The sequence below is a fragment of the Pseudomonas sp. A-B-19 genome, from assembly GCF_019947515.1.
Classification (GTDB): domain Bacteria; phylum Pseudomonadota; class Gammaproteobacteria; order Pseudomonadales; family Pseudomonadaceae; genus Aquipseudomonas.
Genome location: NZ_JAGYGN010000031.1, coordinates 1 through 19,489 on the forward strand (window position 1 = coordinate 1; position 19,489 = coordinate 19,489).

At 58.2% G+C, this 19,489-nt stretch carries 14 protein-coding genes and 2 pseudogenes; 8 read left to right on the forward strand and 8 right to left on the reverse strand.

Annotation, left to right across the window (positions count from 1 at the left end):
- Window positions 1-216: pseudogene (locus KGA81_RS25465) on the forward strand (hypothetical protein); the annotation flags it as partial.
- 369 nt (window positions 217-585) lie between these two features.
- On the opposite strand, the gene KGA81_RS25470 reads toward KGA81_RS25465, so the two are convergent.
- Both KGA81_RS25470 and ptrR read right to left on the reverse strand, forming a co-directional pair.
- The gene (locus KGA81_RS25470; RefSeq protein WP_223549633.1) at window positions 586-2,790 is read right to left on the reverse strand and encodes an OsmC domain/YcaO domain-containing protein; all 2,205 of its coding nucleotides are present in this window, start codon (window positions 2,788-2,790) and stop codon (window positions 586-588) included.
- Window positions 2,791-2,867: 77 nt separating this feature from the next.
- On the reverse strand, window positions 2,868-3,746 hold the full coding sequence (gene ptrR, locus KGA81_RS25475; RefSeq protein WP_223549635.1) for a putrescine utilization regulator PtrR: 879 nt from the start codon (window positions 3,744-3,746) through the stop codon (window positions 2,868-2,870).
- 100 nt (window positions 3,747-3,846) lie between these two features.
- Here ptrR and KGA81_RS25480 point away from each other — a divergent pair, with 100 nt between their 5' ends.
- The 3 genes and pseudogenes from KGA81_RS25480 (at window position 3,847) to KGA81_RS25490 (ending at window position 7,092) form a co-directional block, all read left to right on the forward strand.
- On the forward strand, window positions 3,847-5,238 hold the full coding sequence (locus KGA81_RS25480) for an aldehyde dehydrogenase family protein (protein ID WP_223549637.1): 1,392 nt from the start codon (window positions 3,847-3,849) through the stop codon (window positions 5,236-5,238).
- Between the two features lie 43 nt (window positions 5,239-5,281).
- Window positions 5,282-5,833, forward strand: a pseudogene (locus tag KGA81_RS25485) (MurR/RpiR family transcriptional regulator); the annotation flags it as partial.
- A gap of 134 nt (window positions 5,834-5,967) precedes the next feature.
- Window positions 5,968-7,092, forward strand: coding sequence for an acyltransferase family protein (locus KGA81_RS25490; protein ID WP_223549639.1), 1,125 nt, complete (start codon window positions 5,968-5,970; stop codon window positions 7,090-7,092).
- A gap of 645 nt (window positions 7,093-7,737) precedes the next feature.
- Here the strand turns inward: KGA81_RS25490 and KGA81_RS25495 are convergent.
- Window positions 7,738-9,744, reverse strand: coding sequence for a sigma-54 interaction domain-containing protein (locus KGA81_RS25495; RefSeq protein WP_223549716.1), 2,007 nt, complete (start codon window positions 9,742-9,744; stop codon window positions 7,738-7,740).
- A gap of 211 nt (window positions 9,745-9,955) precedes the next feature.
- On the opposite strand from KGA81_RS25495, the gene KGA81_RS25500 reads away from it, so the two are divergent.
- The 3 genes from KGA81_RS25500 to KGA81_RS25510 all read left to right on the forward strand — a co-directional run bounded on the left by KGA81_RS25500 (window position 9,956) and on the right by KGA81_RS25510 (window position 12,789).
- Window positions 9,956-10,978 carry a Gfo/Idh/MocA family oxidoreductase gene (locus KGA81_RS25500; protein ID WP_223549641.1) on the forward strand — a complete coding sequence of 341 codons (1,023 nt, stop codon included), beginning with the start codon at window positions 9,956-9,958 and terminating at the stop codon, window positions 10,976-10,978.
- Window positions 10,975-11,763 carry a TIM barrel protein gene (locus tag KGA81_RS25505; RefSeq protein ID WP_223549643.1) on the forward strand — a complete coding sequence of 263 codons (789 nt, stop codon included), beginning with the start codon at window positions 10,975-10,977 and terminating at the stop codon, window positions 11,761-11,763. The genes KGA81_RS25500 and KGA81_RS25505 overlap by 4 nt, the downstream gene beginning before the upstream one ends.
- Window positions 11,764-11,862: 99 nt before the next feature.
- A complete protein-coding gene (locus tag KGA81_RS25510; protein ID WP_223549645.1) occupies window positions 11,863-12,789 on the forward strand; it encodes a sugar ABC transporter substrate-binding protein in 927 nt (308 codons plus the stop codon).
- 588 nt (window positions 12,790-13,377) lie between these two features.
- Here KGA81_RS25510 and KGA81_RS25520 read toward each other — a convergent pair.
- The 3 genes from KGA81_RS25520 to KGA81_RS25530 form a co-directional block, all read right to left on the reverse strand.
- Window positions 13,378-14,400 carry an ABC transporter permease gene (locus KGA81_RS25520; protein WP_057396421.1) on the reverse strand — a complete coding sequence of 341 codons (1,023 nt, stop codon included), beginning with the start codon at window positions 14,398-14,400 and terminating at the stop codon, window positions 13,378-13,380.
- Window positions 14,401-14,578: 178 nt separating this feature from the next.
- On the reverse strand, window positions 14,579-16,144 hold the full coding sequence (locus KGA81_RS25525) for a sugar ABC transporter ATP-binding protein (RefSeq protein WP_223549647.1): 1,566 nt from the start codon (window positions 16,142-16,144) through the stop codon (window positions 14,579-14,581).
- Between the two features lie 71 nt (window positions 16,145-16,215).
- Window positions 16,216-17,142 carry a sugar ABC transporter substrate-binding protein gene (locus KGA81_RS25530; RefSeq protein ID WP_223549649.1) on the reverse strand — a complete coding sequence of 309 codons (927 nt, stop codon included), beginning with the start codon at window positions 17,140-17,142 and terminating at the stop codon, window positions 16,216-16,218.
- Between the two features lie 43 nt (window positions 17,143-17,185).
- On the opposite strand from KGA81_RS25530, the gene KGA81_RS30030 reads away from it, so the two are divergent.
- Entirely contained in the window at window positions 17,186-17,320 is a 135-nt protein-coding gene (locus KGA81_RS30030; protein ID WP_263293464.1) for a hypothetical protein, read from the forward strand.
- On the opposite strand, the gene KGA81_RS25535 is transcribed toward KGA81_RS30030, so the two are convergent.
- Window positions 17,302-18,351 carry a Gfo/Idh/MocA family protein gene (locus KGA81_RS25535; protein WP_223549651.1) on the reverse strand — a complete coding sequence of 350 codons (1,050 nt, stop codon included), beginning with the start codon at window positions 18,349-18,351 and terminating at the stop codon, window positions 17,302-17,304. The genes KGA81_RS30030 and KGA81_RS25535 overlap by 19 nt on opposite strands.
- A 99-nt stretch (window positions 18,352-18,450) precedes the next feature.
- Window positions 18,451-19,476, reverse strand: a complete 1,026-nt coding sequence (locus KGA81_RS25540) for a Gfo/Idh/MocA family protein (RefSeq protein WP_223549653.1) — start codon at window positions 19,474-19,476, stop codon at window positions 18,451-18,453.
- Between the last annotated feature and the right edge of the window lie 13 nt (window positions 19,477-19,489).

The window sequence follows — 19,489 nt, forward strand, 5'->3', positions numbered from 1 at the left end:
TTAAAGAGCGGTTGGTTAAGAGCTTTCGTCTCAACCGAGGCGCGCATTCTACAGCAGCCTCATTTGCTGTCAAGTGATTATTTTCTGAAGTTTTCCAAGTTTCCTTTTCAACTTCAACCACTTGCGCCTCCGATCTCTCGTCAGCGGGAGGCGAATTCTACAGCGTTACTCGCTGCTGTCAACACCTCTTTTTCAACTTCCTTCTGGCTTCGATGAACTGAAGCAACCTGCTGCCGAAAACTGCGTAACTCGTTGTTTACCAAGGAGTTTTCCGTTTCGACTGCGCCGGAAGTGGGGCGAATTATAGACATCTATAATCTGCCGTCAAGCACTGATTCGGGTTTTCTATCAACAACCTGCAAATCGCCCCAAAGGACGCCTACATAGAAGGACCAGAACGCCCTTCTATATAGAAGAGCTTCCTCATAAACAGCCACAGCCCATGCCATGGCCAAAAAACAAAAAAGCACCCAAGGTGCTTAATGCCGATCAGTTAAGCGAAAGGGAATCACTGTAGGAGCGAGCTTGCTCCTACAGAGTCCTTAACTGATCGGCATTACCCAAGGTGCTTTTTTGTTATCACTCTCAGCTGGACAAGGCCGCCACCCGCGCCCGCGCCATGTGCAGCTTCTTGTAGCTGTCGACCAGGCGAAGGTGCCTGTCGAGCCCTTCCAGCTTCATGCTCGTCGGCGTCAGACCGTAGAAACGTACGCTGCCATCCACGGACCCTATCGCCGCATCCATCCGCTCGTTGCCGAACATCCGGCGGAAGTTGACCTCGTAGTCGCTCAGTTCCAGATCATCGTCCAGCTGCATTTCCAGCACGACGTTCACGGCTTGATAAAACAAGCCGCGCTCGACGGTGTTGTCGTTGTATTGCAAGAAGGCTTCCACCAGATCCTTGGCCTGGTCAAACTTCTGCAAGGCGAGACAGATCAGCAGCCTCAGCTCCAGGATCGTCAACTTGCCCCAAGGCGTGTTGTCGTCGAACTCGATGCCGATCAGGGTGGTGATGTCGGTGTAATCATCCAGCTCGCTGCTTTCCAGCCCCTGGGCCAGCGATCTCAGGCCGACCTTGCTCAGGCTGTGCAAATTGAGGATGTCGGCGCGGAACTGCAGCGCCTTGTTGGTGTTATCCCAGATCAAATCTTCTACCGGGTAAATTTCCGAGTAATCCGGCACCAGAATGCGGCAGGCCTTGGCGCCGATGTGCTCATAGACCGCCATGTACACTTCTTTGCCCATGTCTTCGAGAATGCCGAACAACGTCGCGGCCTCTTCGACATTGGAGTTTTCGCCTTGACCGGAGAAATCCCACTCAACGAATTCGAAATCCGGTTTGGCACTGAAGAAGCGCCACGAGACCACACCGCTGGAATCGATAAAGTGCTCGACGAAGTTGTTCGGCTCAGTCACCGCCTGACCTTCGAAGGTCGGCTGAGGCAGATCGTTCAGGCCTTCGAAACTGCGGCCTTGCAGCAGCTCCGTCAGGCTGCGTTCCAGCGCCACTTCCAGGCTTGGGTGCGCGCCGAACGAAGCAAACACGCCACCGGTACGCGGGTTCATCAAGGTCACGCACATCACCGGGAACTCCCCGCCCAGCGATGCATCCTTGACCAGCACCGGGAAGCCCTGCTCTTCCAGGGCCTGGATACCCGCCAGAATACTCGGGTATTTCGCCAGCACTTGCTGCGGCACATCCGGCAAGGACATTTCGCCTTCGAGGATTTCGCGCTTGACCGCGCGCTCGAAGATCTCCGAAAGGCACTGCACCTGGGCTTCGGCCAGGGTGTTGCCGGCGCTCATGCCATTGCTCAGGAACAGGTTTTCGATCAGGTTGGACGGGAAGTACACCACCTCATTGTCCGACTGGCGCACAAAAGGCAGTGAGCAAATGCCACGTTGAGTGTTGCCGGAGTTGGTGTCGTACAGATGCGAACCACGCAACTCGCCGTCCCGGTCGTAAACCTTGAGGCAGTACTCGTCGAGGATTTCAGTCGGCAACTCGTCCTTCGGGCCAGGCTTGAACCAGCGTTCGTCCGGGTAATGTACAAACGCCGCATTGGCGATGTCCTCGCCCCAGAACTGATCGTTGTAGAAGAAGTTGCAGTTGAGCCGCTCGATAAACTCGCCCAGTGCCGATGCCAGCGCGCCTTCCTTCGTTGCTCCCTTGCCGTTGGTAAAACACATTGGCGAGTGCGCATCGCGGATGTGCAGCGACCACACATTGGGCACGATATTGCGCCACGAAGCGATTTCAATCTTCATGCCCAGGTCGGCCAGGATGCCCGACATGTTGGCGATGGTTTGCTCCAGCGGCAGATCCTTGCCCACAATGCAGGTGCCCGCTTCGCCAGTCGAATGCGGCATCAGCAATGCCTGGGCATCGGCGTCGAGGTTTTCGACCTCTTCAATCACGAACTCAGGCCCGGTTTGCACCACCTTCTTTACCGTACAACGGTCGATGGAGCGCAAGATCCCCTGACGGTCCTTGGCGGAGATGTCCGCCGGCAATTCGACCTGAATCTTGAAAATCTGGTTGTAGCGGTTTTCCGGATCAACGATGTTGTTCTGCGACAGGCGGATATTTTCGGTGGGGATATTGCGAGTCTCGCAGTACAACTTCACGAAGTACGCCGCGCACAACGCCGACGAAGCCAGGAAGTAATCGAACGGCCCCGGTGCCGAACCATCGCCCTTGTAGCGAATGGGTTGATCGGCAATCACCGTGAAGTCGTCGAACTTGGCCTCAAGTCGAAGGTTGTCGAGAAAGTTGACCTTGATTTCCATGCGTGCTTACCAGAATAACGAGCTATACGATTTGGCCGCCATTATCCGGTTTTTCAGCGCAGACCGTTAACTTTCCACTATTTTTCAACCAACACCACCCCGCGTTCCTCAAGCAAACGCACAAACATCGTCAGGCTCTGCGACACCGTCCCCCTGCGCCACACCAGCCAGGTGCGCAGATAGCGGAACGACTCCGACAACGGCCAGACGCTGACCGTCGAACATCCAGGCATGCTTTCGAGCATGCTGCGAGGCATCAGCGCCAGGCCGGCACCGGCGCTGACGCAGGCCAGCATGCCGTGATAGGACTCCATTTCGAAAATCTTGCCGGGCACCGCCGCACCATTGGCGAACCAGCTTTCGAAATGATGGCGATAGGAGCAGTTGGAGCGAAAGGCATAGATGTTTTCGCCATTCACATCCTTGGCCCGATGAATCGGCGCATGGTTGAGCGGTGCGATCAGGACCATTTCCTCTTCGAAAGCAGGCACGCCCTCCAGCGCCGGATGCAACACCGGACCATCGACGAATGCCGCGGCCAGCCGCCCCGACAGCACCCCATCGATCATGGTGCCGGAGGGGCCGGTGGACAGGTCCAGTTCAACCTTGGCGTACCTCTGGTTATAGGCGGCCAATAGCTCTGGAATGCGTACCGCTGCCGTACTTTCCAGCGAGCCCAGGGCGAAGGCTCCCTGGGGTTCTTCACCTGCCACGGTGGCACGCGCCTCCTGAACCAGGTCGAGGATACGCCGAGCGTAATCCAGAAAGCTCCAGCCGGCCGGCGACAGGCGCAGACGACTCTTCTCGCGGATAAACAGGTCCACACCCAGGTCCAGCTCGAGCTGCTTGATTCGGGTTGTGAGATTCGATGGCACCCGGTGGATATGCTGGGCGGCCACGCTGATGCTGCCGTGCTCGGCGACAGCCTTGAAAATTTCGAGCTGAACCAGATCCAAATCATTCTCCAAACGTGAACATTATGCTCAGTATTATTCAGTTTCCATAAAACATATACCCCCATAACCTGAGCGCATTCCTACCCCGCAGGACGGTGCCATGACCAACGTATCCAGCCTTACCCATGCCATTTCGATCAACCCGACTACGGGTCAGCAGATCGGCCAATACCCTTTCGAATCCGACTCGGCATTAGAGGCAGCACTGACACGAGCCGCTACCGGGTTTCGCACCTGGCGCCGCAAACCGGTTGAGCAGCGCGCGCAGCTTCTGATCAACCTCGGCCGGGCCTTGCGCAACAATGCGCAGGCCATGGCAAATATGATCACCCAGGAAATGGGCAAGCCGATTGCTCAGGCCCGCGGTGAAATTGAAAAATGTGCGCAGCTCTGCGATTGGTACGCCGAACATGGCCCCGCCATGCTGAGCCCGGAACCGACCCTGGTTGAAGGCGGCAAGGCACGCATTGAATATCGCCCGCTCGGCCCGATTCTGGCCGTCATGCCGTGGAACTTCCCCGTCTGGCAAGTCCTGCGCGGCGCGGTCCCCACGCTACTCGCCGGCAATACCTTCGTGCTCAAGCACGCGCCAAACGTCATGGGCAGTGCCTACCTGCTGCTGGAAGCCGTCAAGCAAGCGGACTTTCCTGAAGGTGTATTCGAGGTCATCAATGTCACGCCGGAGGGAGTATCCAGGGCGATCGCCGATCCACGTATCGCGGCGGTCACCCTCACCGGTAGCGTGCGGGCGGGCATGGCCATCGGTGCTCAGGCTGGAGCGGCACTGAAGAAATGTGTATTGGAACTGGGTGGCTCCGACCCATTCATTGTGCTCGACGACGCAGACCTCGACGAAGCGGTAAAAGCCGCGGTGATCGGACGTTATCAAAACACCGGGCAAGTCTGCGCCGCCGCCAAACGCCTGATTGTCGAGCAAGGCATCGTCGAGGAATTCACCCGCAAGTTCGTCGCGGCCACCCGGCAACTGGTCGTCGGTGATCCACTCGCCACCAACACCTACATCGGCCCGATGGCTCGCTTCGACCTGCGCGACGAACTGGATCAACAGGTGCGCGACACCCTGGAAGAAGGCGCGACGCTGCTGATGGGTGGAAAGAAGGCTGAAGGCCCCGGCAATTACTATGAGCCTACGGTACTCGGCGACGTGACCGATCAGATGACATCATTCAAACAGGAATTGTTTGGTCCTGTGGCTTCAATCATCACGGCCCGAGACGCAGCCCATGCGCTGGAGCTGGCCAATGACAGCGAGTTCGGCCTCACCGCCACCCTCTTCACGCGCAATATCGAACTCGCCCGACAGATGGCCGGCGAACTTGAAACCGGTGGCGTGTTCATCAACGGTTATAGCGCCAGCGATCCCCGTGTCAGTTTTGGTGGCGTGAAGAAGAGTGGCTTTGGCCGTGAGCTCTCGCATTTCGGGGTGCGCGAATTCTGTAATGCACAGACGGTTTGGCTGGATCGACGCTAAGGGCTGCGACGCTGGGCATCGAAGAAATGGCTCATGAAACCGCCACCTCGCCACGGCGGCGACCAACAACCATGAAGATGCCTTTGAAGCGTTCGTCACCCGCCTGACCGAGGCGCGTAAAATCTACATCCTCGGCTTTGGCAACAGCGTCTACTTCGCCGGCCTGGCCGCCTCGACCCTGATGCCCTTCTGTGCGGACGCCACCGCCATCAGCATGGAAGGCGGCAACGAAAACGCCGCTTACCGCCTGGCCGCAATCACCGATCAGGATGTATTGCTGGCGATCTCCTTGCCGCGCTATTCCCTCGACACCCTGCAACTCGCGCGTTTTGCCAATGAGCGCGGCGCCTCGGTGCTGGCAATCACCGACTCTCCCGCATCGCCTCTCGCCAGCATTGCCGAACACGTGCTATTTGCCCCCGCCGACCATCCGGTCATGACCAGCTCCAACATCGCCGTGCTCGCCTTGATCGAAGGATTGGTGGCGGGTGTGATGGCCCGCAATAAAGAAGCCGTCAAGCTGGCGACAGAATTGACCGAAAGCGTGATGTCTTACCTGCATGTTCCTGCCGGCAGTAAATCGCTGAAAAAGTGATATGTCCTGGGGAGATTCGAATGTGGATCGTCCTGAAGAAAAACGACTGGCCACCGAGTTATCGACAGCGCGTGGCTTAGCTTATAGAATTGCGCGCCAAAAAAAATAAAACTTTCTTGATTCGCAGGTAGCGCATGACACCCTCCGTTAGCGAAACAAAGAATCTGGACATCGAAGTTTTGCGTGCCTATGCCATCGCTATTACTTTCGTTGCCCATCTCGGTCTTTTAAATCCGGATTGGTTTAAATGGACTTCCTATTTCTGGCTGGGTGGCGGGGTAGATTTATTCTTCTGCATTTCCGGATTCCTTATAACGACATCGTTGATAAAAACAGTAAACCAGCAAGATCAATTCCTGCGTTTTGCCGGATCTTTTTGGACAAGGCGGTTATTTCGATTGTGGCCCGCTGCAATTTTCTGGTCGACCATAACGCTGGCAATTTCATTTACCTTTGACGTTTCCAGGACATTTGGCTCACAAGAGAACATGGTAAATTCCTGGGCATTCGGCATGTTGAACGTCCAAAACATATACATCTGGTACACTCAAAACTCAAACAGCGCAACTCCACTATGGCACTACTGGAGCTTGTCGCTAGAAGAACAGTTCTATGTAATTCTCCCCATCATTCTGTTCTTCATCCCTAATCGCAAATTATTAATCATCCCTTTTCTTGCAGTGGCAATTTACCATTCCACACAGATACGTCCGTGGGGTACATTGCTTTGGTTCATTCGAAGTGACGCATTGCTTTACGGCACCCTAATCGCGCTGGCCTGGCATTACTACCCACAGCGGATATCAAGTATTCTCTCTGCCAACAAGAAAAAAACATTACAACTTGCATTATTGATCTGCATCCCCCTACCCATCATCACAGCAAAAATCGGCTGGTCTCCCTACTACATGGGACTTGTCGCGATCACTTCAAGCCTGGTTGCGCTCCTGTGCTCGGGAAATCTAAACCTTACAGGCTCACATGGCCATCTCCGAAAGATCGCCATCTACATCGGATCGCGTTCTTACTCCATCTATCTTGTTCACAACCCTATATTTGCAGTTGTAAGAGAAATATGCCTTCAGTCAGGGTATACGGACCTCACACTTGAAACTGATAAAATATTTGCCACCCTCATCGCACTAGTACTAACTGGAGTGACTGCAGAGTTTTCCTACCAGCTCGTGGAGACTCCACTTAGAAATTACGGCTCGCAGCTTTCGAAAGCAAAATTCAAGCGGGTGATGTTGGCCAACTGATGCTATTGGAGTAGCCGTCCCGATCAGCGTGGCTGATTCAACGCGACGCGGTATTTTTACAAAAATCTCGAGTCGCTGACTGCCAGGGATGCCAGCCGAACACTCAAAAAAACGCGGCGGCGCTTGTAGCACCGAAGGCCTGGATGTTCGAAAATCAGCAAGAAACGCACTTTCCAGCGTTTGCACGCTTGCACGCAAAGCCCTGTACGCCGCTGTAAATCAATCACACTTTCGCCATTGATCAACCCTTGGGCAAAAGTCAGCCGGTGTTCTGGATAACCCAGTCGGGAAAACAGTGTTCCTCGGAGCAAACTCAAGCTGCTTGAGCATCCACGGCAACGGAAATAAGGGCGTCGCTCATTGATACGCTGTGTATCAGCCGAGCCACATCTTGAACAGACAGCCTGCCGAGTCGTCAGCAATTGCTTCAGGCTGCTCTGGAACGCCAGCGCCTGAGCCGCAATGTGTGCGGGAGGCTCCAGATTGGTTCGATCCTGGCGTGCCGACCACCAGCGATACAGCAATGGAAATTGCCACCCGGATGTGCTGGCGTTGGAGGAGTGTTGATGGGGGCGGGGTTGGTCTGACCGAATCCCTGTGGCGAGGGAGCTGGCTCCCTCGCCACAGGGTCGTGTTTCAGTCAACTCAACCCAGGTCAGGGTTCGCACGAAAAGCATCGGCACTCAACCCAAACCGGTTCATCTTGTTGTACAGCCCGCCACGGGAAACGTTCAGCTGTCTGGCGGCCAGGCGGATGTTGCCGCGGGTATCCCTGAGGGCCGTGATGATCGCGTTCATTTCATGGGTGCCGAGGTCCCTGGCCGCCCGAGGCTCAGGCACGTTTCCCGGCGCCGAACGCCGCAGTCTTTGCTTGATTTCATGCGGCAGGTCTTCGGGCAGGATCAGTTCGGTCACTGCCAGATTGGCCGCCCGTTCAATGGTGTTTTCCAGCTCGCGAACATTGCCTGGCCAGTGGTAGGCGCAAAGAATATCCAGCGCCTGCGGCGAGATGCCCTGCACCGATTTGCGCAGCGAGCGTGCGCAACGACCAAGAAAATGTTGCGCCAGCAAGGGCACATCCTCGCGGCGCATCCGCAGTGGTGGAACCGTCAGGCTCAGTACGTTGAGCCGGTAGTACAGATCCTCACGGAACGCGCCATCGGCCACTGCCTGACTCAAGTTGCGGTGGGTGGCCGCGATGATGCGCACATTCACCTGCCGGGATTGCTTTGCGCCCACCCGCGTCACCTCGCCTTCTTGCAAGACCCGCAGCAGGCTGACCTGGGCATCAAAAGACATGTCACCGATTTCGTCGAGGAAGATCGTTCCGCCATCGGCCAATTCGAACTTACCGGCCGAACCGCCGCGGGCCGACCCGGTGAAGGCGCCCTCGACATGCCCGAACAATTCGCTCTGCACCAGATCTCGCGGAATGGCCCCGCAATTGACCGCCACAAACGGACCACCGCACCGGTCACTGCCGTTATGAATCGCCTGGGCGAACAACTCCTTGCCGGTGCCGCTTTCGCCCAGGATCAGTGTGGTCGAGTCACTGCGACTGGCGATTCGTCCCAGGTGCAATGCGTCTTGAATGGCGCGCGAACTGCCCTGGATGGTTTCGAAGGTGTAGCTGGCCTGAGTGCCGATGATCCGCCGGGTAATTTCCCGGATGCGTCGGTTCTCCCGCAACGAAACGATGCGCCCGCCTTGCTCCAGTGAACACACGGACACCAGGCACGCCAGCTGACTGCGATCATGCAATTCAAAGGTGCAATCCAGATCTCTGATCCCTTCATACTGCTGCCTTTCCCGGCCGCACAGCAGTACCTCATCGGTCAACTCGCTCCGGCCCAGTCGCTGGAACGGACTGCCCAGCAAATCCAGGCCCACGCGAAACAATTGCCGGGCATAGCGATTGAGCGCCTTGATACAGCCGCGCTCATCCAGCACCACCAGTCCTTCGTTCAGCACCTCAAGCACGGTTTGTTGTTCTTCCAGCAAGGCCTGCAGCGCCATCTGCCGCGAAACCGCTTCGGCTGCGGCCTGGACGGTGCCCAGCGTATGGAAATGAAACCAGCCGGGCTCTGCGGTCAGGGTCAGCATGGCCAGCGTCCGACCCTGGGCATTACGGATCGGCGCGGCGGCACAATGCATGCGCCGCCGACGCAGGTCGACACCGAAGTTTTCCTCGGCCAGCACATACATCAATCGGTCTTCGGCAAGCGCCAGCCCAGTGCAGTTGGTGCCCTGCACCGACTCCAGCAGTTGGCTGCCCACCGGTGTGAGATCGAGGCCGCAGGAATACAGCATCGTTCCCTGGGCATCGGTCAGGTTGATATGCCCCCTGGGGTTGTACGCCAGCAATCCGCGCATGACCTGCGCTGCCGCTGCGATCAACGCGCGATTGGCTGCCAGCGTCGCGGCCAGATCGGCAGGGTCGACAAACCGGTACGCACCATCCTCAGGGTTGAGGCCAGCACCGACGCTGCGCAGCCAGGAGTCCCAAATCACCTGCCGGACCCCGGCGGGTCGATCGATACTTCCCCTCAGACACGCCAGCCAGGCCTGTTCCAGCTCTGCGATCGGTCCTTCGCTCAACGACGCAGGCCCGATTGCGGCGATGTAATCCAGGTCTTGCGCGCTAAAGGCCATCGGCTGTGGGTTCACTCTGCGTCCCTATGTTCATATTTTCGACATGTCAGTATAGACATGTCATCAGAATGAACACTTAATTCAAATTTATATTATTAAATCTTTATAAATCAACGTGTTAAGTATTGGCACAGCCTTTGCTCCCTGCTTTTTACCAGCAAGGACATTCCTGCTGTCGAGTCGTTGAACAACAATAAAAGGGATAAATTTCATGAGTGCATCCAAGATCATCCGCCTGGGTCTCATCGGCGCTGGCCGTATGGGCAGCTTCCACGGTCAGACCGCGGCCCGACACATTCCCGGTGCCTGCCTGGCCGCTATCGCCGACCCGACACCTGGCCAGGCTGCTCGCCTCGCCACAGAGTTGGGTGTACAGCGGGTCTACACCGATCCACAGCAATTGCTCGATGACCCGCAAATCGACGGTGTGTTGATCGCTGCCCCGGCCCGCAGCCATGCCGAATTGGTGGTTAGCGCAGCAAGGGCCGGCAAAGGGGTGTTTTGTGAAAAACCCATGGCCATTACCCTGGACGAAGCCGACCGCGCCATCGCTGCGGCTGCCGATGCGCGAGTGACGCTGCAGGTAGGCTTCAACCGCCGCTTTGCCAAAAGCTTCCGCGCGGCTCACCTGGACGTGGTCGCCGGACGTATCGGTACCCCGCAACTGCTGCGCTCGCTGACGCGCGATCCGGCACTGAACAATCCCGCCGCTTCGCCGCAGTGGGTGATTTTCCTCGAAACCCTGATCCATGACTTCGATACCCTGCGCTACCTCAATCCCGGAGCCGAAGCGGTCGAGGTGTTTGTCATGGCCGATGCCCTGATCGCGCCGGACTACAAGAATAAAGGGTTTCTGGACACCGCCGTGGTCACGATCCGTTTCGACAACGGCGCCATCGCCACCGCCGAGGCGAATTTCCAGGCGGTCTATGGCTACGACGTTCGGGGCGAAGTGTTCGGCAGCGCTGGCATGCTGAGCATGGGCAGCGTCAATGACTCTGACCTGGTTCGCTACCTGGCCAATGGCATCCAGGCCGACACCCAGCGTTTGGACACCGACCTGTTGCGTGACGCGTATGTGGCGGAGCTCAACCACTTTGTCGACTGCCTGCGCACCGGAGAAAAACCACTCGCCAGCGGTGAGGATGCCCGCGCGGCACTGGCCATTGCCCGCGCCTGTATCGAGTCCTTCCAGCAGGGCAAACCGGTGCGTGTGCAAGGAGGTCGTCCATGAGTTTCACGCCGTTCAAACTGGCGATCAGCGCCGAAATGGTGTTCCTCGACCTGCCGTTCACCGAACGGGTCAAACGCATTCATGAACTGGGCTTCAGCGCCGAAATCTGGGGCTGGACGAGTAAAGACATTCCGGCCCTGGTCGCCACCGGCGCTGACTTCACCTCCATGACTGGCTACATCTCGGGCAACTTGACCGACCCCGAGGACATCCAGCACCTGCTCGACAGCGCACGGGAATCGCTGGCCGTTGCCGCCCAACTGAATTGCCCAAGCCTCAACCTGCATGGCACGGGCCTGGGCGATCAGGGTTTACCAGTCAAACCCGTGGCTCACACCACCGGCCGCATGTGGTTGAGCGCCTGCAAGACCCTGGAGAAAATCGCGCGTCTGGGCGAAGACGCCGGCCGGGTGTTCCTGCTGGAAAACCTCAATACCGAAGTGGATCACCCCGGCACGCCGTTCGCTCGTGCCGACGATACCCTGGCGCTGATCGAGGCCGTGGGCAGCCCTCATCTGAAGATGAACCTGGACCTTTACCATGCGCAGATTGGCGAAGGGAACCTGATCGAACTGATCCAGCGCGCCGGCAACGCCATCGGCGAAATCCAGGTCGCTGACGTCCCGGGGCGCATGGAACCGGGCACCGGCGAAATCCATTACCCGGCCATTGCCAAGGCCTTGTTCGGTATGGGATACACCGGTGTCGTCGGGCTTGAGGGCTGGGCCAGCGGCGACAGCGAAGCGGCGCTCGAACGTTTCCGGCAAGCGTTCACGCTGGATTGAGGAGCCTGCGGCGCGCCCGGAAGTTGATTCTGCGCGCGCCAGCAACCCTCCCCCCGATCTTGATGAATGTCGATTTATAACAACAAAAGGAAAACCATCATGCGTCGCTGCACACTACTTTTTGCCACGCTGCTACTCGTCTTCAGCCAATGGGCCGCCGCCAGCTATCGCATCGGTGTCAGCATTGCCAGGGTCGATGACAACTTCATGACCTATGTGCGCAGTGGGCTGGAGGAAGCCGCCAAAAAGGACAACATCCAGATCCAGTTCGAGGATGCCCAAGGCGATGTGGTTCGCCAGCTCAATCAAGTCCAGGGCTTTCTCAACCAGAAAGTCGATGCGGTCATCGTCTTGCCTGTGGACACTGCTGCCACCGCCAACATGACCCGCGCCGCCGTCGACGCGCAGACACCATTGGTCTACGTCAACCGCCACCCGGACGAACGCGTCTTGCCCAAAGGCGTGGTCACTGTGGCATCGAACGACATTGAGGCCGGGCAACTGCAAATGCGCTATCTGGCCGAAAAACTGGGGGGCAAAGGCACCCTCGCGATCATCATGGGCGACCTCGCGCAAAACTCCACGCACGACCGCACCGAGGGCGTCAAACAGGTGCTCAAGGACTACCCGGGGATCACGATTGTCGAACAGCAAAGTGCCGAATGGCAGCGCAACAAAGGCATGGACCTGACCAGCAACTGGCTGCTGGCCGGCACGAGTTTCGATGCCATCGTCGCCAACAATGACGAGATGGCCATCGGCGCCGCCATGGCATTGCAGCAGGCCGGCAAAACCAAAGGCGAGATTGCGATTGTCGGCATCGACGGCCTGCCCGACGGCCTGGCGGCGATCAAGCGCGGGATGCTGGCCGCCTCAGTCTTTCAAGACCCCAACGCCCAGGCGGCCACCGCGCTGCAAGCGGCCATCAAAATGATCAAGGGTGAGCCGGTCGAGACGGATGTCTGGGTACCCTTTCAGCTGATCACACCGGAGCAGGTTGCCGTGTATGAAAAACACTATAAGTAGCGCCCGACACTAACCAACGACGCCGCTGTCCCGGTCGGGAATCAGCGGCGTTTTTCGTTGAGTGAATTGCGTTGTGCGAAATACCGACAAAAACGTTATGAAAGTCACAAGACACCCGCCTGCAACCTACTCGTATATTCCCCCCTGAATTCGCCGTACGATTGAATCGTTATGCGGCCTGCCCTTTGGCGAAATAAAAGAGCGCCGTCATGACACGCCCCCCTCTTCCCGAAAGCCCAAACCGCAGGGCTTGCCAGCGCCATTACAATGGAAGAGCCCTGTCCTGAATGACCCGTTTCATTCTGCCACTGGCTCATCGCTGACATCGATGAACGTGGTCACGCAACAGCCGAAGTCAGGGTACTCAACACAGAGGGAATCACAGCGCTGAAGGCGACTACGACTGGCGTGCTACCCGGAACCGAGAAGGTGAATGCCTCAACAGATGTTTGCTGACGGAGATCCCATCAACGATGCTGCCGGATCCGCCAGTTGATAGCCTGGCATCGATGAAACGCAGTGGCTGCCTTGCGGGGGGTATTGCGAAGCGAGGGCCAGAAATGGCCCTCGCTGTTTTTGCAGTCAAATTCAGCGTTTGAGTTTGCGTTTGTTGCGGTATTGGTCGATGACCACCGCGACCACGATGATCAAGCCTTTGATGATGTCCTGGATGTAGGCATCGACCCCCACGAAAGTGAACCCGCTGGCCATCACCCCGAGGATCAGTGCGCCGATGACCGTGCCGGTGATGCGCCCCACCCCGCCCGCCAGGCTGGTACCACCGATGACCGCGGCGGCAATCGCATCCAGCTCATAGGACATGCCCATCCCGGCCTGGCCGGTGGCGGCACGGGCCGAAGCCACCACGCCCGCCAGTCCCGCCAGCAACCCGGCGATGCTGTAGACGATGACCAGATGGCGTTTGACGTTGATCCCGGACGTACGCGCCGCCTGCATGTTGCCGCCGATGGCGTAGGTGTACTTACCGTACTTGGTGTAGCGCAGCGCGATATGGAAGATCACCGCTACCACCAGAAAAATGATCACCGGCATCGCGCCGTGACCGATAGCCGTGTAGGAGTCCGACAGCATGCTCACTGGCTGGCCTTCGGTGTAGTAACGCGCCAGGCCACGGGCCGAGACCATCATGCCCAAGGTGGCGATGAATGGTGGAATCCCGGTGATGGCAATGATGCTGCCGTTGATTGCCCCCGCCAGCAGCCCGACGCCGAGCCCGACGATCACTGGAATCCACACCGGCAAGTCAGTCAGCGACGGGAATACCGCACGGGCGAAATCCGAGGTCTGGGCCAGGCTGGCGGCGATCATCGCCGACAACGCCAACACCGAGCCGGAGGACAAGTCGATGCCGGTGGTGATGATCACCTGGGTCACGCCAATCGCCAGCAAGCCGATGATCGATACTTGCAGGATCATCAGCACCAGCCGCTGGGAGTTCATCAGAAAGCTCTGGTCGCGTACGATCCAGCCGAACATTTCGAACACCAGGCCGATGCCAATCAGCACCAGGAAGATGCTCAGCTCGGTCGGAAAGCGCCGGCGACTCTTGACCGGCGCCGTTGCAGGCTTGTTTTCCAGTATCGCGTTCATAACCACTCACCCTTCAAATGAAATCCATGTGGCGAGGGAGCTTGCTTGTGGCGAGGGAGCTTGCTCCCGCTGGACTGCACAGCAGTCCCATTCTTTTAGGGCCGCTTCGCTGCCCAGCGGGAGCAAGCTCCCTCGCCACACAATCCCCTTTCACCCTTGAATTGTGCTCACCCTTGATTTAATGACACTGGGACATGCCCGAGGCCAGTTGCATCACTCGTTCCTGAGTCGCTTCGCTGCGCTCGAGAGTGCCCATCAGGTCGCCCTCGTGCATGACCATCACCCGGTCGCTCATGCCGAGCACTTCCGGCAGCTCCGAGGAAATCATGATCACCGCCATGCCTTCGCTGGCGAGACAGGAGATGAGCCGGTAAATCTCGGCCTTGGCGCCGACATCGATACCGCGGGTCGGCTCGTCGAGAATCAGGATTCGCGGGTTGGTCATCAACCAGCGCGCCAACAAGGCTTTCTGCTGATTGCCACCGGACAAGGTGTCGATGCACTGCTCAAGCGACGGGGTTTTCACCCGCAGCTTTGCGCACATGTCCTCGCACAAGGCGCGCAGGGCTTTTTGCTGGATGAAGCCGTGGCCGGCGTAGTGCGGCAGCACTGCCATTTCCATGTTCTCCAGCACCGACAGGCATGGGAACAGGCCGCTCAGCTTGCGATCCTCGGTCAACAGTGCCAAACCCTTCTCGATCGCCATGTGCGGATCGCTGATGCGCACCACCTCGCCATCGAGACGAATCTCGCCACTGTCGCTCGGGGTAATGCCGAAAATCGCTTCGGCGACGTTGGTCCGCCCCGAGCCCATCAACCCGGCAATGCCGAGGATCTCGCCGGCATGCAGATCGAAGGACACGTCCTGGAAAACGCCATCGAGCTTGAGGTCGCGCACCGACAGCAACAAATCGCCAATCGGCTTTTCGCGCACCGGAAACAACTGGCTCAACTCGCGACCGACCATCATCGAAATCAGGCTGTCGCCGTCCATGCTGTCGGCCCGCTGCAGGCCTATGTAGGCGCCATCGCGGAACACCGCCACTTCATCGGCGATAGCGAACACTTCATTCATTTTGTGGGTGATGTAGATGATGCCTTTGCCCTGGCTTTTCAGGTCGGCGATGATCGAAAACAGGTGGGCGACCTCCTTGTCGGTGATGGCCGAAGTCGGTTCGTCCATGATCAGGATGTCGGAGTCGTAGGAAACGGCCTTGGCGATCTCGACCATTTGCCGTTCGGCGATGCTCAGATTGCCGACCTGCTCTTCGGGGTCAAGGTTGATCCGCAGGCGCTCCAGCAGTTTCGCCGTGCAGCGGTGCATTTCCCGGTGGTCGATCATGTGGAAACCGTTGAGCTGCTCACGACCGATCCAGATGTTTTCGGCGATGCTCATGTGCGGCATCAGGTTGAGTTCCTGGTGGATCATCGCGATCCCGGCCTGCAGCGCCGCCAGGGGCGTGTCGAACACCACCGGCTTGCCCCGCAGGCGCAATTCGCCGGCGTCTGGCTGGTAGATGCCGGCGATGATTTTCATCAGGGTGGATTTGCCGGCGCCGTTCTCGCCCATCAAGGCCAGCACGGAACCGGGGCGCACCCGCAGTTGCACATCGGACAACGCCACCACACCGGGAAAACCCTTGCTGACGTTGATGATCTCCAGCAGGTACGGCTCATCGACAGGTATTGCAGTTGGCTGGACACCCTTCAAAGGGGTGCTCGAAGCAGTCGCTGAAGCGAACATGATCAGGTACTCCATCAGCAAGGTCGCGGTTGCCACCTTGCGTGTTTTATTGTTGTTATTGAACGGACGGGCTATTTGAACTGATCAACGTTTTGCAGCGTGATCAAGCGATACGGCACCCACACGGCCGGCTCGACCGGCTCGTTCCTGGCCATTTTCACTGCCGTCTCGATCGATCCGTCTGCCTGACCCTTGGCGTCCTGAAACACCGAGACGACCAGAGAGCCCTTCTTCACCGCGTTCAAACCGTCAGGCGTACCGTCGACACCGGCGATCAGAATACTGCCCTTTTCCACTCCGGCCTGTTGCAGAGCCATCGCGGCGCCAATGGCCATCTCGTCGTTGTTGGAGACGACTGCGTCGAACTTGCGGCCCTGGGTCAGCCAGTCGTTGACCAGGGTCATGCCCTTGTCCCGCAACCAGATGCCGGTTTGCTCTTGCTCGATCTTGATGTTCGGGTATTTGGCCAACACCTCTTTCACGCCCTTGGTACGGTTGGTGGTGGAGTTGTTCGCCAGATCGCCCAGCAGGATGACGATGTCGCCCTTGCCGCCCATTTTGTCGGCCAGGTATTGCATCTGCATCTGACCGGCCTCCAGGTCGTTGGAGGCGACAGTGACCACGCCTTTGGGCAGGTTCAGGTCATCGGGACGGCGATTGACGTACACCAGCGGAATGCCGGCCTTGACCGCCGATTCGGTGATTTTTTTGGTCGCGGCAGTATCCACCGGGTTGACCACGATGGCGTCGACCTTCTGACTGATGAAGCTTTCTACCTGGCTCAACTGCCGGACCACGTCGCTGCGCGCGTCTTCGAACTGCAGCTTGACGCCATCGGGATAGGACTTGGCTTTGGTATCCATGGACTCACGCAGGTAAGTCAGCCAGGTGTCATCGAACTGCGACATGCTGACGCCGATCTTCATGTCAGCGAGTGCAGCGCCGCTGGCGAACATCAGGGACAAGGCGAGTGAGGCGAAACGGATCTTGGTCTTCATGAAAAGTCTTTCTCCACATTCTTGTTGGTTTTATGGATAAGGCGTGACGATTTCAGTAAGCGGACAAGCGGGAAAAGAGTTGGAACCGGGTGCGAGGCAGCTCGCTGAAAATGACTTTATTGGAAAATATATTCCATATCAACTCATTTTAGAATTTTATTATGATTTTATTCCATGACTCTCGAACGAGCTCAATTGCACCACTTGATGGCGCTCGAAACTCAGCCGCGCAGCGTCTAGCACGCGGGTGGTCGCCAGTGCATCACGGGCGTCCACAGGCAGTGGGCCACCGCTCTGCAACGCGGTTTGCAGTTGTAAATAGAACTGATTCCAGCCACCACGCTCGGAGGGAACCCTTTCGCGCACTTCGCCTTGTTCGAACCAGCCCCAGCGGCGATGCTCTTCCACGCCCCAGCGTTCACCTTCGGATTTCGGTGTGAGCCCGGCGAGCGCCGACGCCTCCTGCCCGTCCAGACCGTCGACGCTGTAGCAACCCTGAGTGCCGGTCACGCGAAAGCGCGGGCCGGGGGTGTTTTGCAGGCAACTGCCGCCCAGGTGCGAGGTCACGCCGTTAGCGTGGGTCAGGGACATAAAGAAGCCGTTATCGAACGTCTGGTCTTTCTCCAGATAATCCAGTTCGGCGTAGACCCGTGTCACCGGACCGAACAGCAACAACGCCTGATCCACCAGGTGACTGCCAAGATCGCGCAAGAAACCGCCGCCACTGCCGTTGTTCACCGACTGTGGCGAGTAACGCTCGATCCGCGATTCGAAACGGGTGACCTGGCCCAGCGCCCCTGACTCGATGAGTTTGCGTACCGTGAGGAAGTCCGAGTCCCAGCGCCGGTTCTGATAGACGCTGAGCCGCACACCCTGGCGCTCGGCCATGGTGATCAGGGTTTGCGCCTGTTGCGCGTCAGCGGCGAACGGCTTGTCGCTGACCACCGCCACACCGTGCTCGATGCCGTCGAGCACCAGTGCCGGGCGGCCCTTGAGTGGTGTCGACACCACCAATACATCGATCCCCGCTTCCACCATCTGGCCGATGCTGTCGAAGGCCGGCACGCCGGGATGTTCTGCCGCCAGCAACTGGCGCCGCTCGGCTGAACGGGTTACCACACCGACGAAGGTTGCACCCGGCAAACTGCTGATCAGTGGAGCATGGAAAAACCGGCCGCCATGGCCGTATCCGACAAGTCCGATGCGCATGAATCAACTCCTTCTTATTGTTATGCCCCCTGTAGGAGCTGCCGCAGCCTGCGGCAGCTCCTACATGATCGATGAGTGTCAGCAGAGATCAGGTTGTGGTTAGTCGTAGAAGTGGGGGCGGTCAGGGAGAGCGACTTTGACGATCTGGCCGTTGTTCTGTGCTTCGATGCACGCATCCGCCGCCACCGCCGCTGCGAAGCCATCCCACGCCGAAGGCCCGCCAACCTGCCCGGCGCGCACACCATCGATGAATGCCTGCAATTCGACGTCATACGCAGCGATGAACCGGTCCTTCCAGTCCATCAGAATCGCGTTGGACAGCTTCGCGCCACTGCGCAACTGCACCTGGGACGGCTCCGGCAGTTTGGCGATGCCGGTCTCCCCTACCACTTCGCACTGGATGTCGTAGCCGTATTGGCAGTTGACGAACACTTCGACGTCGATGCGCGTGCCCTTGACGGTTTCCAGCAGCACGATCTGCGGGTCTTTCAAATGCGCGAGGGCTTTGCTGGTCTTGCGCGGGAACACCACCTGCACCGAGACATAATCGTCGTCGAGCAACCAGCGCAACACGTCCAGCTCATGAATCAGGGTGTCGGTGATCGCCATGTCGGTCTTGTAGTTCTCACCCACGGTCGGGTTGCGGTGGGCGCAATGCAGCATCAACGGCTCGCCGATCTGGCCGCTGTCGATCACTGATTTCAACGCGCGATAACCTTCATCGTACGGTCGCATGAAACCAACCTGCACCAGACGCTTGCCGTGGGCCACTTCGGCCTCGACGATCTTGCGGCAGCCTTCGGCGGTGACCGCCAGCGGTTTTTCGCAGAACACCGGCTTACCGGCGGCAATCGCTGCCAGCACGAACTCCTCGTGACTCGGCCCCCAGGAGGTAACGAGGATCGCCTCGACTTCCGGCGCGTTGATCAGGGCGTGACCGTCGGGATAGACCTCGGCAGTCAGTTTCAAATCGGCAACGACCTTGGCCGCTTGCTGCAAATTGATGTCGGTGACCGCCACGACCTGGCTGTTGAGCAAGGTCTGGCTGCAACGACGGATGTGGTCCTGGCCGATGGCCCCGGTGCCGATGACGCCAATGCGCAATGAATTAGAGAGCAATGACATGAAGATTCTCCTG